We start from the raw sequence: 12,713 nt of genomic DNA, 5'->3' as shown, positions 1-12,713 counted from the left end.
TGCGGGCGAGGGCCCGACAATGGCCCCCCAGTATAGGCAGCTGTGTGGCCGCTGTCTCAGCCCGCTTTTGCGGATTTTATGGAAAAGCGGTAGCCGGTGCCGCGTACCGTCTGGATAAAGCGATCGTAGTCGAACGGTGCCAGGGCTTTACGCAGGCGGCGGATATGCACATCGATGGTACGGTCTTCCACGTACACGTTGGCGCCCCACACCTGGTCCAGCAGCTGGGTGCGGGAATAGGCACGTTCCTGGTGGCTCATGAAGAACTCCAGCAACCGGTATTCGGTGGGGCCCATATCCACGGGCTGGTCGTCGGCGCTGATGCGGTGGCTGACCGGGTCCAGGCACAGTCCTTCCACTTCAATGGCTTTTTCTGCCGCCACGCTGGAGGCACGGCGCAACACCGCCTTTATGCGGGAGATCAGCTCGCGGGTGGAGAAGGGTTTGGTGATGTAATCATCGGCCCCCACGTCCAGCCCCTGAATCTTGTTATCTTCCTCGCTTTTCGCTGTCAGCATGATGATTGGCACCTCGTTGGTGGTCTCATCACGCTTTAGGCGGCGGGCCAGCTCGATGCCAGTGACGGACGGCAGCATCCAGTCCAGCAGCACCAGATCCGGGCGTTCGTCCACGATGATTTCGTGACCGCGCTGGGCGTTCTCGGCCTCCAGCACATCGAAATCAGCCAGCTCAAGGGCGACGGCAACCATCTCGCGGATGGCCGGCTCATCATCAACAATCAAAATACGGTTTCGGGACATGGCTTCCTTCCTTGCCTGTCTTGTAGCAGCGTAGGCTGCTCTGGATGTTGCCCTATTAGATTGCCTTTTTATGACACCCGTATGACAGATAGAGACGCAGCATGCAACAAGCAACATGCGACAACGCGGATCTGGGCTTGTACGAAAGGGCAGAAATGTGGAGGGCCGCGAGCCATGGAAGGCGGTTTTGACGGTGCTCGGCTGGGAGGCCGAAGGCCGCGGTATGAAACGCTTCGGCGCGAAGTGGTGCCGTTCCCCGGTTCCTGCAGGGTTAATTCGTGTTGTTGCGTGGTGCGTACAGCGTGTTGCGACTCTTAAAAATACTGAAAATACAGCCCGATAAACACGCAGGCCCCGGCCCAGTGATTATTCAGGAACGCATGGAAGCTGGGCCAGCGTTCGCGGTAGCGGATCAGGCTGTGCTGGTAGGCAAAGCTGAGGGTCATACCGACCAGCCCGGCGTACCAAGGCCAGCTGAAGGCCAGTCGATGGCCGACCATGATCAACGCCAGCAGAGTCAGGGCCTGGAGCAGGCCAATCATCAGGCGGTCCGCATCGCCGAACAGAATGGCAGTGCTTTTGATACCCAGCTTCAGGTCGTCTTCACGGTCGCACATGGCGTATTCGGTGTCGTAGGCCACGGTCCAGAGCAGGTTGGCTACGTACAGCAGCCAGGCGATTTCCGGCACCTCGCCGGTTTCGGCGGCAAACGCCATGGGGATGGCCCAGCTGAAGGCGGCGCCCAGGAATAACTGGGGCATAAAGGTGAAGCGTTTGGTAAAGGGGTACAGCACGGCGAGCCCCAGCCCGCCGAAGGATAACCAGAACGTCAATTCGTTGAGAAACAGCACCAGCCCAAAGGCCAACAGCCCCAAACCGCAGAACAGGGCCAGGGCTTTCTTGGCGCTGATTGCGCCAGTCGCCAGGGGGCGCCCTTTGGTGCGTTCCACATCGCCGTCGAAATCCCGGTCGGCAAAGTCGTTAATCACACAGCCAGCGGCGCGCATGATCACCACGCCCAGAAAGAACACTACAATGACGGTCAGGCTCGGGGTGCCCGCACCGGCAATCCACACTGCCCACAGGGTTGGCCACAGCAGCAACAGAGTGCCGATAGGCCGGTCCAGCCGCATCAGCTGAATATAGGGCCAGAAGGCGGGGTAACGCTGTTCAACGAAGGCAAACATGGGACATCCGGTTGTCGGTAGTGGGTGTATTGTCCGAATGGGTGGGGTTGAGTTGCAAGTTGAAAGTTTAAAGTTGAAACGCGGCTACGGCCTGACCATCTGGCAACACGCTAGCCAGCGCTTTTCAATGTTGAACTTTCAACGGCTTTTCCATCTTCTCCCACAACGCTGGTAGAAAATACTCCGCCACCAGCAACGGCGAGCCGCGCTTGATAAAGCGGGACTGGCGGCCCCAGCACACCGGGTGGTTGCCTCCGGGTGAGGCCAGTCGTGCCCACACTTGGTCCCGCTGGCAGACCGGGCGGTTGTATAGCTCCAGGCCCAGGGAGCGGCTGCCCATGTGGCCGAGGGAACGGTTGGCGCCGGCCAGGCTGGTCAGGGGCAGTACGCTGCGGGCGGCGACCACCGGGGTGCCATCCAGGTGCAGGGTGACTTCGCGGATTAGTGCGGCGCGGCGCATGGGCAGCGCCAGCAGCTGCCGTTCGTCGGCTCGCGGGAAGGCAATGGTGTGCAAGCCTGGGGCCACGCTGAAGTGGCCGTGGCGTTTCAGGCGCCGGGTGAGAGAGTCCGGGTCGGCCATCCAGTCGCGTATAATCGGCGGCAGCACCAGCTGTTCCAGCGGGCGCCAAAGGCTGTCAGGATGCAGGGCGGCAGGCAGCATGGCTCTCTCGGGATGGCGCGTACGAGCGCGGGCGGCAGGACTATGGCCCATGTCCTGCAGCAGAGCAAGCCACAGGCCAATGGGGCCGGGAAACAGCACTATTCCCGGCTAATGCGGCGGTGGCGTCCTAATATGACAGCGCCCGCTGTCATTGATTTTTGCGGCGCACGCCGATAGGTTAACGCCCCCCAAGATATACCCTATATACAGCAAAGTGAGCGAGTGCTTACTTTTACTCGATGAGGTTCACGATGAAGAAGTGGGAATGTGTAGTGTGCGGTTTCATCTATGACGAAGCCGAAGGTCTGCCCGATGAGGGTATCGAACCGGGTACCGCCTGGGACGACGTGCCGGAAGATTGGGTTTGCCCCGATTGCGGTGTGGGCAAGGAAGACTTCGAGATGGTTGAAATCTAGGCCACTGCGTCAGTCACATCGCCCGTTCATTAATCGTTAAGGATTGCTCATGCACCCTATTGTCATCATCGGTACCGGCTTGGCCGGCTTTAACACCGTCAAGGAATTCCGCAAGCTGGACAAGGAAACGCCCATCGTCATGCTCACCGCTGACGACGGCCGCAACTACTCCAAGCCCATGCTGTCAGCGGGTTTCACCAAGGAAAAAACCGCCGATGACCTGTGCATGGCCACCCCGGAAAAGGTGGCCGAGCAATTTAACGTAGACGTGCGCACCGGCGTGCATGTGGCCGGCATCGATGCCGCCAACAAGCGCGTGTTGCTGCCCGACGATCACCTGGATTACAGCAAACTGGTGTTAGCGCTGGGTGCGGACACCTGGACGCCGCCGCTGGAAGGCGACGCGGTGGGCGAGGTGTTCTCCGTCAATGATCTGATGGACTACGGCAAATTCCGCGCGGCGGTGGACGGCAAGAAAACCGTGACCATCCTGGGTGGCGGTCTGATCGGTTGTGAGTTCGCCAACGACTTGTCCAACGGCGGTTTTCAGGTGTCCCTGGTCGAACCCATGGGGCGCTGCCTGCCGTTACTGCTGCCAGAGTTGGCCTCCGAAGCCGTGGGTCGCGGGTTGGCGGATCTGGGCGTGCAATTCCACTTTGGTCCGTTGGCCAAGGCGGTGCATCACGGCGAGAACGGTCAACTGGTCACGGAACTGTCTGACGGCAGTAAAGTGGAATCCGATGTGGTGCTGTCTGCCATTGGCTTGCGCCCGCGTATCAGTATGGCCAAGGAAGCCGGCCTGGACACCAACCGCGGCATCTTGACCGACAAGACCCTGCGCACCAGCGCGGACGACATTTATGCACTGGGTGACTGCGCCGAAGTGCAGGGCCATGTGCTGCCCTACGTCCTGCCGCTGATGGCCTCCGCCCGCGCCCTGGCGAAAACCCTGGCCGGCGATACCACCGAAGTCAGCTACGGCGTCATGCCGGTGACCATCAAAACCCCGGCCTGCCCGGTGGTGGTCTGCCCTGCCGCGGAAGGCAGCGAAGGTGACTGGGAAGTGAATGCCGAAGGCAATACTGTACAAGCCCTGTTCCGAGGCAAGGACGGCAGCCTGCTGGGCTACGCCCTCACCGGTGATGCGGTAAAAGAGAAGATGAAGCTCAACAAGGAACTGCCGGCGGTCATGCCGTAGGGACGCAATAGGCCGCACGCATCACCCGCGTGGTGCGTGTAGCATGTGGCGTGTTGCTGATTTGATTAAGGATGGCCCATGAAGTTTTCACTGGTTTTGCTGGTTCTCGGTTGGCGGTTACGTTGGCTGGCGTCGCGTAACGCCGGTTTTCAAAAGCAACTGGAGAACCGCAATGTGGTGATGCAGTGGCGCACCTTTGCGGGCAAGCCGGCGCGTAGTTTTCATTTCACGCCCGGCAAGGTGGTGTCCAAAGGAGGGATTCATAGCGAGCCCACTGTGACCCTGAACTTCAAGGATGCAAGCTACGCCTTTGCTACCCTGCAACAGGCCGGCAAGAACCAGATGGCCTTCATGGAAGGCATGCAGGCCGGCGATATCAAGATCGAAGGTGACCCGGGCCAGCTGATGTGGTTCATGACCCTGATGAAATTCATCATGCCCGGCGGCAAAAAATAACCAGTCTCGAGATACGAGAAGCGAGTTTCGAAAGGCAAAACCGTTCCTGCAGCAGGTTTTCGCAACTCGAAACTCGTTACTCGCTCCCCTCCACCTGGCAATAGCGACCAGGCTGCGTTTCTGTCGCGGCCACTGATATTTCCCTCGCGCGGACGCTTTTCGCTGTGGCCTCTGTGCGTAAAACGCCTTACTCTGTCAGCACTTTACTTTGCATATCGAAGGATTTCCCATGCAGATGGTTCAACGTGCCTTTGTTTTCTGTGCGGTACTGTTGCTGGCGGCCTGTGCCACCACCACCGAGACCAATTCCACCTGGCAAACCAAAACGGGCGAGGCGCGGCCGAGCTTTGCCCACCTGTATGTGCTGGTGCTGTCGGAAAATGCAGTGGCGTCTGCGGCGGTGGAGCAGCAAGTGAAGAAGAGTCTGGCTAAGCGTAATGTGGAGGCCACTCTGGCAAGCGCCACTCTGCCTGCTGCGAATCAGCAAGCGGCGGATTTCCGTAGCAAGGTAGAGCAGGCGGTGAAAGATAGCGGCTCCGACGGCGTTATGGTGATCACCCTGCTGAAGAGCCAAGAGCGTGACGAATACATGCCGCCCACGGTGGACTACCTGCCCATGGCGTCTGCGCCCATGTACCTGGGTTACGGTCCTTATGTGGGTTACAGCTACAGCGCGGTATATCAGCCCGGCTACTACCAGAATGCCACTGACTACTACCTGCAGACCCAGCTTTATAACGCCGAAACGGAAAAACCGGTGTGGCAGGCCCAGTCCCGCAGCATGAACCCCTATAACCTGAAAAGCGGTGCGCAAGGCTATGCCAAGAGCGTAGTCGGCAAGCTTGACCGTGATGGCGCCCTGAAGCGCTGATATTGCCAGGCCGGGTACCGGGTGCCCGGCCTAACTGTTACCTCCTGCTGCTCCCCCCTCCCTGTCTCCACTTCCGATCCCCGTTCAGGGGCCTGGTCCTGACCGTTGGTCCCCCCATTAGTGATTTTGCCTCGCCTGAGGCTATGGCGATCCCGATCCCCGGGGGTATATTAAGTATAACAGTGAGTGTGCATGGGCCTGGGGCCCGTTGAGGCCAGAGGGGAAGGCATGCATTCAACCATGAAAACGCTGCTTGAACAGATGCGAATCACCGAGATGGAAATTGATGGGCGTAAGCGCCTGCTCGATTTTGATGACGATGATGTTTGCGCATTACTACAATGCCGGGCTCATGTGGAGAGCCGTCTCGATGATATCGTTGAAGCCTTCTACGCTATCCAGACCAACAATCCGGATATTGCTTCGCTGATTGGCGACGCAGACACCCTGGAGCGGCTGGAAAACGCCCAGCGTCGCTACATCATGGATCTGTTTTCCGGTGTTTATGACCTGGAATACACCAATAACCGCCTGCGAATTGGTTTGGTGCACAAGCGCATCGGTGTTGAGCCGAAATTCTACCTTTCCGCGGTGTATCTGTTGCACCGGTTGTTGGTAAAGAACATTACTGAGGCCATGGAGGCCGGGACAGAGCGCGACCGCGCCTTGGTTGCACTGGATAAGTTAACGTATTTCGATGTCACCTTGGTGTTCGAAACCTACATATTGAGCTTGGTCTCTGAAATCGAAGCGGTCAAAAACCGTACCGAAGAGTACGCCAAAGCTCTGGAAGAAACCGTGGCCTTACGTAATGGCCAATTGCGCACCGATGCGCTCACCGGCCTGACAACCCGCCGTTACCTGAAGGAAGCACTTCAGCGTACGCTGAAAGCGGCCCAACGGCGCAGTGAACCGGTGGCGGTGATCTTTGTTGATATAGACGATTTCAAAGGGATTAATGATCAGCGCGGCCATGCTTATGGTGATCGGGTGCTTGCCGAGCTTGGCACGGTGCTAAAAGAAACCGCCCGGGGGGAAGATACCTGTGTACGTTATGGCGGCGATGAGTTCTGTGTGGTGTTGGCCAATAGCACCGAAGAGCAAGCCGAACTTGCTTATTGTCAACGGATAAGACGGCTTTTAGCGGAGCGATTGCGGCAGGTCAGCATCAGTATGGGGGTGGTACAGACAGGCCCAGACCATTTTGAAGATGTGGATGCTTTGCTGTGTTCCGCAGACCGGCGTATGTATTTGAACAAGCCGGGCCGGTGTGAGCTAGACGTTGATGATCAGGCGTGATGCAGGCGTCTGCGCCACAACACCCAACCCATGCAAGCGCCACGGGTCGCCATAAAAGCGTTCATGGTTAACCATAAGCCATGGTTTCCCCAGCTACGGGTACACAGCCAGAACAGAAAAAACATCACCACCGACGCCAGCATGGTGTTGCGCATAGCGCTGCCCCAAGTGGCCCCCACGAAAATGCCATCCAGCCAAAATCCGGCACTGGCAGTGAGCGGCAGTAACAGCATCCAGGGCAGATACATGACCGCAGTTTCGCGGATCGCTGGCAGGTCGGTTAGCAGGTGAATCAGTGGTGCTCCACCCAGGGCAAAAACCAACAGTGCCAATAAGGAACAAACAACGGTCCAGCGGCCGGTAGCCTGCACGGCCGCGCGGAAAGCTTGGTAGTCCTGCTTGCCATGGGCCTCGCCAACCAGCGCCTCGGCAGCATTGGCAAAGCCATCCAGCAGGTTGCTCAGCAACAGCAGGAAGGTAATCAGTACGGCGTTGGCGGCCAGCGTGGCATCGCCAAGTCGGGCGCCCTGGGCGGTGAAGAAAAAGAAGCAGGTAAGCAACGCCAGGCTGCGAATAAAAATATCCCGGTTCACCGCCATTAACGCGAGAATGGCGGACGGTTGCCACAGAGTCTCTCGGCTGGCCGGCGGGCGCAGCGCCGTGCGCAGCCAGAACAGCCCCCCGGCCAGCCCCACGTATTCCGCACAGGCGCTGGCGATGGCCACGCCGCGCACATCCAAGTGCCAGACCTGCACCAGCAGTACATCCAGCAGCGCATTGGTGCTGTGCATTAGCACCGTCATTTTTAGCGGCACGCGGGTATTGTGGGTGCCGATGGCAAAGCCAATCAGGGCAAAGTTGGCCAGCGCGGCAGGGGCGCCGAGGATGCGGATGTTGATGTAATCCTGTGCCAGGTGTTGTACGGCGTCACTGCCGCCCAGTAACCACAGGCCGGTATCACGCAGCAGCGGTGACAGCAGAATCAGTCCGAGCCCGAGCAACGTGGACAGCAACAAGCCACGCAGTAACACCACCCGGGTATCCCGTTCCCCTCCCCGCGCCTGAGAGGCAAACCCGGTGGTGCCCATGCGGAGGAAGTTGAAGGAGAAATACAGGAACATGAAGAAATTGCTGCCCAGCGCCACCGCCGCCAGGTAGCGCGGGTGGGCCAGGTGCCCCACCACCGCCGTATCCACCAGTCCCAGCAGCGGGGCCGTCATATTCGACAGTAGCAACGGCCAGGCCAGCATCCAGATACGTTGGTTAAGGGACAAATGCATTCGGGTCACTTCGACAATCCGTCTACGGAGCCGCTGTAGGAGTGCCTCAAGAGGTACTCCTACATCAGAGTACTCATGAACTCCGGCGTAGCAGCGTCAGAATAAACAAGCTGCTGGCGGCGACTACGATGGAGGGCCCCACCGGGGTGTTGGCGTACCAGCTCACGGCGAGCCCGGCGAGCACCGAAAGGGTGCCTATCAGGCTGGCCACGGCGGCCATTTGTGCCGGGGTATGGGTCAGACGTCGGGCACTGGCGGCGGGGATTACCAGCAGGGAGGTAATCAACAGCACGCCCACCGTGCGGATGGCGCCGGCGATCAGCAGTGCTAGCAGCAACATCAGCAATAGCCGGGTGCGCTGCACCGCTACGCCCTCTACCTGAGCCAGTTCTTCACTGACGGTGATGCTGAGCAGTGCCCGCCATTGCCACAGCATCAGCAGCAGAATCACCCCGGCGCCGATCCACAGGCCGATCACGTCTTGCCAACCCACCGCCAACAAATCCCCGAACAAATAAGCGAACAGATCGACCTGGATGCCGGTTTGCAGGCTGATGGCGATCACGCCCAGGGCCAGAGTGGTATGAGCGACAATGCCGAGCAGGGTGTCGCCGGCCAGTTGGCGCTGGCGCTGCAAGGCGCTGAGAGCGGCGGCAAGGCCCAGGCACACCGCGACCACGGCCACGTACAGGCTGATATCCAGGGCCAGCCCCAGGGCCGCGCCGAGCAGGGCGCCGTGGGCCAGGGTGTCGCCGAAGAAGGCCATGCGCCGCCACACCACAAAGGCCCCCATGGGCCCGGAAACCAGCGCCACGGCGAGCCCGGCCAGCAACGGCGGCAGTAACAGTTCAATCATGATTGCAGGGTCCGTCGTGGTCGTGGGAATGTGTGGCGTTGCCGTGCAGATCATGGTCGTGATCATGATCGTGGGTATACAGAGCCAGGTTCGGGGTGCCAGCACCGGGGCCGAATAGTTCGTGGTAGGCCGGGTTCCGTCTCACAGATTCCGGGCTGCCGGAACAGCACACGTGGCGTTGCAGGCAGATCACCTCGTCGGTGGCGGCCATCACCAGATGCAGGTCGTGGGATATCAGCAAAATGGCGCAGCCGAGTTCGTCTCGAACGGTCTTGAGCAGGCCATAGAGCGCATTCTGCCCCGCCACGTCCACACCCTGAGCAGGTTCGTCCAGCACCAGAAGGTCTGGCTTGCGCAGCAGGGCGCGGGCCAGCAGCACCCGCTGCATTTCCCCGCCGGATAATTGCTGTACGCCGCGCCGGCGCAGGTGGGCCACGCCAGCCCGTTCCAGCGCGGCCCGGCGAGAGGTTGTGGGCCCTGGCGCCGCTAGCCACAAAAAGCGATCCACGGTGAGCGGCAGGCTATCGTCAATCTTGATGTGCTGGGGCATGTAACCCACCCGCAGGCCCTTGCGGCGGCTGACAGTGCCGCTACTGCCGTTGCCGCTATCCGGCTGTACCAGTCCCAGCACCAGCCGCGCCAGGGTGCTTTTGCCGGCTCCATTGGGGCCGATCAAGGTAGTGATGCGGCCGGGTGCCAGAGTCAGGCTGACGTCAGACAGCACGGCATTGCCGCCGAGGGTGACGGACACCGACTGCACCGTGACAAGAGGTTCTGACATAAGAAAGGGCCCGAAGTACAAAGGCGCAATGATATACTGCCGCTCTTTCGCCTGCACTGAAGGCGGAGAGCGAGTTGAAAGTTCAAGGTTTAAAGTTCAAAAGCGCGGGTTATGCCCGGTGCCACACGGCAGCCGCTTCAGCCGCGCCGCACGGCCCTAACGATCCGCTCTTGGGGGAAGGAAATCGCGACCACGAAGGTTTGATGGTTGGCACCGCTGCCATCCCGCGTTTTTAAACTTTGAACTTTCAACTTGCTCCTTCCTGTCTGGCCGTACATGAGGAACCCCATGCGTCGTCTCTGGTTAACACTCCTGCTCGTACTTTGCTCTCCGGCCTGGAGCCAGACCGTGGTGGTGAGCGTGGAGCCGTTGGCCAAGGTGCTGCGTAGCCTGTATGGCGACAGTGTGACGGTGACCACTTTGTTGCAGGCCAACCAGAACCCGCACCAGTTGGCCCTTTCACCCCGGCAGGCACTGGCGGTGCAGCAGGCGGATCTGATGGTGTGGCTGGGCGCCGGGGTGGAAGCACCGTTGGCGCCATTGGTGGCCCGTCGCAAGGGGCCGTCGGTGGCGTTGCTGGCGCTGGAGAGTGTGCGCCGGCGTCATGGCGGGCACGACCATGACCATGATGAGCACGCCAGCCACGATGCCACCATTGACCCGCACCTGTGGTTGTCCGTGGACAATATGGTGCTGCTGGCGGCTGCGGTGGGGCAGCGGTTTCCCGCTGGTTTGAAGCCGGGGCAGCCGCAGCAGTGGCAGCAAGCCGCGAAGGCTCAGTTGCAGGCCGAGCGCGAGAAGTTGGCGCCGCTGGCCCAGGTGCCCTGGCTGAGCTATCACCAGCCTTGGGGCTACCTGAGCGAGAGCTTGGCGTTGGCGGAACCGTTGGTAGTGTCTGAGCAACTGGATGCAGGGCCGGGTAGCCGGCGGTTTGTCACTCTGGCCGGTCAGGTTCGTGATCGACAGGTACGTTGCGCAATGCAGGAACCGGAGGCCCGGATTGGCTTGCTCAAGCGACTGTGCCCGGACTGTTATGTACAGCCGCAGGACCCGTTAGGCCGCAATTCGGCGCAACTGGAATACCTGCCTTGGTTGTCGGAACTCAGTGCCGGGTTTAGCCAGTGCCTGCGGGCAGCGAAACGGGGCTAAGTGCCCGCTTTTTGAGCGGCAGCGGCGGGTGTCCCGGTGCACTACAAGTCGCGTATGGGAATCAGGTTCGGCGGAGCGGGAGGCGGGGTATTTTCTGGCACGGTCGCCGGGCGTACGGTTTCAGCCTGCCGTTGGCGCATTTCCTGCTGTTCGTTTTCCAGGTAACGGGCTTCGGGACTCAGGGCATTGAGCCCCTGGTTTTCGTCGCTGGTATCCAGTTCCACCGGTGATTGCAGGTACAGGGAGTCCATCTCCTCGCCATCCATGGGGTGGGCAGGGCCTTTTTCCCGGGTTTGCGGGGCCGCATCGTCCGGTGGGGCGGTGTCCGGCAGTTGCTCGCCCGCCCAGGTCAGGCTCGGGACCAGAATCAGTGTTGTTAGTATTGTTTTCATGGCATTGATCATAGCGTTCCCGGAGAAAAGGGGGAAACGGTTCGCACTTTTAAGCGCCTGCTAAGTGTCAAGGCGGGTCAATACGCGGGTGACAAGGTGTAGAGCCATTGAGGCAACCTCCGAAACGGGTATGCTGATGCGCTTGATCTGAAAAGGCGGTAAGACCTGCATGGCGCAACACGATGCACAACCTTTGGCGATGGCCTGCTGGGATATATCCTGGCTGCTGCAGCGCGATATTCGCGATGGCGCCTTTGCTTCGTTGGAGCGCGTGTTGGATGAAACAGAGCAGCGGGGCTTCAATGCGCTGCGTCTGGACCCCTGCCCCCACCTGATTGCCACCCCGGAAAACGGCATCCACATGGATCGCTGTGAGTTGATGCCGCACGGCCTGCCCGCGGTGGAAGTGAAAATCCGCCATCAGCTCCAGCAGGTGCTCCAATCGGCCCATGAACGCGGCTTTAAAGTCTGGTTCAGCAGTCGCTTTATCAACGACAGCCGCGCACGCCGGTCCTTCGTGCGTCGCCCGGAAGATTTTGTTGCGGTGTGGAGTGAAACACTGTCACTGGTGGAGCAGTGGGGGTATCTGGGCGACGTGGCGGGCCTGGACTTCTGTTACCAGTTTCCGTCCCTGCCCCATGCCCATGGCGTGGCCCGGCGCGTGTTCAAGCGCTCCCCGGAACGGGCGCTGCCGTCACACTGGTCCGCCGATGCCGGTGAACGTCTGGAAGATTATCTGCGTGATATCCCCCGTGCCTTGCACGCCTTGTTTCCGTCCGTGCCCGTGGGGCTGAGCACCACCGTGGCGCTCAGTGAGCAGCTGCGGCAGCTGGATACCAGCGAGCTGGATTTCCTCGATTTCAGCCTGTGGCTCGATGATGACCCGCGTTACCGGTTGGCGAGCGGTGAGGCCATGCCGGCCTCCGGTCTGTTGGAAAAAGGGCTATTGGGCAAATTAGCGAACCCCATGAAGCAGTTGCTGTTGGATGCGGGTGGACTGCACTGGCAGCGGCGGCTGGAAGATCAATTGCAGCGGCGTATGGCGTTCACCCGCCTGCGACGCCTGCAACCGGTGATTAGCGAAGGCTTTGTGCGTCAGCCACAGGACTTGCGCCGGTTGCCCACTGGCTGGGCAGACCTGCATGAAATGATGGTGGTCAATGCGGTGACCCAAGGCGTACAGGCCCTGACGCCTACCTCCTTGGCCAGCCCGGATTATCCCTGGTTGTGGCAGGAAGTGGACTACTTGGCGCACCTGAATCATCTGATTCTGGCGGGTTCGGAATAAGCTACGAGCTACGAGCTACGAGCTACGAGCTACGAGCTACGAGCTACGAGCTACGAGCTACGAGCTACGAGCTACGAGCTACGAGCTACGAGCTACGAGCTACGAGCTACGAGCTACG

Annotated in this window: 14 protein-coding genes; 7 read left to right on the top strand and 7 right to left on the bottom strand. The window is 60.1% G+C overall.

Going from position 1 to position 12,713, the window contains the following annotated elements:
• Positions 1-56: 56 nt before the first annotated feature.
• The 3 genes from phoB to ABNH18_RS15260 form a co-directional block, all read right to left on the bottom strand.
• Positions 57-761 carry a phosphate regulon transcriptional regulator PhoB gene (gene phoB, locus ABNH18_RS15270; protein ID WP_349383669.1) on the bottom strand — a complete coding sequence of 235 codons (705 nt, stop codon included), beginning with the start codon at positions 759-761 and terminating at the stop codon, positions 57-59.
• 314 nt (positions 762-1,075) lie between these two features.
• Positions 1,076-1,948 carry a 4-hydroxybenzoate octaprenyltransferase gene (gene ubiA, locus ABNH18_RS15265; protein ID WP_349383668.1) on the bottom strand — a complete coding sequence of 291 codons (873 nt, stop codon included), beginning with the start codon at positions 1,946-1,948 and terminating at the stop codon, positions 1,076-1,078.
• A 124-nt stretch (positions 1,949-2,072) separates the two neighbouring features.
• A complete protein-coding gene (locus ABNH18_RS15260) occupies positions 2,073-2,708 on the bottom strand; it encodes a chorismate--pyruvate lyase family protein (protein ID WP_349383667.1) in 636 nt (211 codons plus the stop codon).
• A gap of 152 nt (positions 2,709-2,860) precedes the next feature.
• Between ABNH18_RS15260 and rd the strand changes: the two genes are divergently transcribed.
• From rd to ABNH18_RS15235, 5 genes are all read left to right on the top strand, one after another.
• Positions 2,861-3,025, top strand: a complete 165-nt coding sequence (gene rd, locus ABNH18_RS15255) for a rubredoxin (protein ID WP_007149887.1) — start codon at positions 2,861-2,863, stop codon at positions 3,023-3,025.
• Positions 3,026-3,074: 49 nt separating this feature from the next.
• Positions 3,075-4,223 carry an NAD(P)/FAD-dependent oxidoreductase gene (locus tag ABNH18_RS15250; RefSeq protein WP_349383666.1) on the top strand — a complete coding sequence of 383 codons (1,149 nt, stop codon included), beginning with the start codon at positions 3,075-3,077 and terminating at the stop codon, positions 4,221-4,223.
• A gap of 78 nt (positions 4,224-4,301) precedes the next feature.
• Positions 4,302-4,679, top strand: coding sequence for a hypothetical protein (locus ABNH18_RS15245; protein ID WP_349383665.1), 378 nt, complete (start codon positions 4,302-4,304; stop codon positions 4,677-4,679).
• A 229-nt stretch (positions 4,680-4,908) separates the two neighbouring features.
• On the top strand, positions 4,909-5,550 hold the full coding sequence (locus ABNH18_RS15240) for a hypothetical protein (RefSeq protein WP_349383664.1): 642 nt from the start codon (positions 4,909-4,911) through the stop codon (positions 5,548-5,550).
• Between the two features lie 228 nt (positions 5,551-5,778).
• On the top strand, positions 5,779-6,849 hold the full coding sequence (locus ABNH18_RS15235) for a GGDEF domain-containing protein (protein ID WP_349383663.1): 1,071 nt from the start codon (positions 5,779-5,781) through the stop codon (positions 6,847-6,849).
• On the opposite strand, the gene ABNH18_RS15230 is transcribed toward ABNH18_RS15235, so the two are convergent.
• From ABNH18_RS15230 to znuC, 3 genes are all read right to left on the bottom strand, one after another.
• Entirely contained in the window at positions 6,840-8,129 is a 1,290-nt protein-coding gene (locus ABNH18_RS15230; RefSeq protein ID WP_349383685.1) for an MATE family efflux transporter, read from the bottom strand. The two genes, ABNH18_RS15235 and ABNH18_RS15230, sit on opposite strands and share 10 nt — an antisense overlap.
• 73 nt (positions 8,130-8,202) lie before the next feature.
• Positions 8,203-8,985 carry a zinc ABC transporter permease subunit ZnuB gene (gene znuB, locus ABNH18_RS15225; protein ID WP_349383662.1) on the bottom strand — a complete coding sequence of 261 codons (783 nt, stop codon included), beginning with the start codon at positions 8,983-8,985 and terminating at the stop codon, positions 8,203-8,205.
• Positions 8,978-9,766 carry a zinc ABC transporter ATP-binding protein ZnuC gene (gene znuC / locus ABNH18_RS15220; RefSeq protein WP_349383661.1) on the bottom strand — a complete coding sequence of 263 codons (789 nt, stop codon included), beginning with the start codon at positions 9,764-9,766 and terminating at the stop codon, positions 8,978-8,980. Before znuC ends, znuB begins: the two co-directional genes overlap by 8 nt.
• Positions 9,767-10,054: 288 nt before the next feature.
• Here znuC and ABNH18_RS15215 point away from each other — a divergent pair, with 288 nt between their 5' ends.
• The gene (locus tag ABNH18_RS15215) at positions 10,055-10,915 is read left to right on the top strand and encodes a metal ABC transporter substrate-binding protein (RefSeq protein ID WP_349383660.1); all 861 of its coding nucleotides are present in this window, start codon (positions 10,055-10,057) and stop codon (positions 10,913-10,915) included.
• Positions 10,916-10,956: 41 nt separating this feature from the next.
• On the opposite strand, the gene ABNH18_RS15210 is transcribed toward ABNH18_RS15215, so the two are convergent.
• The gene (locus ABNH18_RS15210; protein ID WP_349383659.1) at positions 10,957-11,307 is read right to left on the bottom strand and encodes a hypothetical protein; all 351 of its coding nucleotides are present in this window, start codon (positions 11,305-11,307) and stop codon (positions 10,957-10,959) included.
• 169 nt (positions 11,308-11,476) lie between these two features.
• Here ABNH18_RS15210 and ABNH18_RS15205 point away from each other — a divergent pair, with 169 nt between their 5' ends.
• Positions 11,477-12,595 (top strand): cellulase-like family protein, encoded by a 1,119-nt coding sequence (locus ABNH18_RS15205; RefSeq protein ID WP_349383658.1) that lies wholly within the window; start codon positions 11,477-11,479, stop codon positions 12,593-12,595.
• Positions 12,596-12,713 lie beyond the last annotated feature (118 nt).

This window comes from Alcanivorax sp. (assembly GCF_040118815.1).
Classification (GTDB): Bacteria; Pseudomonadota; Gammaproteobacteria; order Pseudomonadales; family Alcanivoracaceae; genus Alcanivorax.
The sequence above is the reverse complement of the archived record's forward strand: the minus strand, read 5'-3'. Positions and strand labels throughout refer to the sequence as shown.

Excerpts from the sequence above, each read along its gene's own strand:
- phoB (WP_349383669.1), bottom strand. The coding sequence starts at position 761 with ATGTCCCGAAACCGTATTTTGATTGTTGATGATGAGCCGGCCATCCGC.
- ubiA (WP_349383668.1), bottom strand. The coding sequence starts at position 1,948 with ATGTTTGCCTTCGTTGAACAGCGTTACCCCGCCTTCTGGCCCTATATT.
- rd (WP_007149887.1), top strand. The coding sequence starts at position 2,861 with ATGAAGAAGTGGGAATGTGTAGTGTGCGGTTTCATCTATGACGAAGCC.
- ABNH18_RS15250 (WP_349383666.1), top strand. The coding sequence starts at position 3,075 with ATGCACCCTATTGTCATCATCGGTACCGGCTTGGCCGGCTTTAACACC.
- ABNH18_RS15245 (WP_349383665.1), top strand. The coding sequence starts at position 4,302 with ATGAAGTTTTCACTGGTTTTGCTGGTTCTCGGTTGGCGGTTACGTTGG.
- ABNH18_RS15240 (WP_349383664.1), top strand. The coding sequence starts at position 4,909 with ATGCAGATGGTTCAACGTGCCTTTGTTTTCTGTGCGGTACTGTTGCTG.
- ABNH18_RS15235 (WP_349383663.1), top strand. The coding sequence starts at position 5,779 with ATGCATTCAACCATGAAAACGCTGCTTGAACAGATGCGAATCACCGAG.
- ABNH18_RS15230 (WP_349383685.1), bottom strand. The coding sequence starts at position 8,129 with ATGCATTTGTCCCTTAACCAACGTATCTGGATGCTGGCCTGGCCGTTG.
- znuB (WP_349383662.1), bottom strand. The coding sequence starts at position 8,985 with ATGATTGAACTGTTACTGCCGCCGTTGCTGGCCGGGCTCGCCGTGGCG.
- znuC (WP_349383661.1), bottom strand. The coding sequence starts at position 9,766 with ATGTCAGAACCTCTTGTCACGGTGCAGTCGGTGTCCGTCACCCTCGGC.
- ABNH18_RS15215 (WP_349383660.1), top strand. The coding sequence starts at position 10,055 with ATGCGTCGTCTCTGGTTAACACTCCTGCTCGTACTTTGCTCTCCGGCC.
- ABNH18_RS15210 (WP_349383659.1), bottom strand. The coding sequence starts at position 11,307 with ATGAAAACAATACTAACAACACTGATTCTGGTCCCGAGCCTGACCTGG.
- ABNH18_RS15205 (WP_349383658.1), top strand. The coding sequence starts at position 11,477 with ATGGCGCAACACGATGCACAACCTTTGGCGATGGCCTGCTGGGATATA.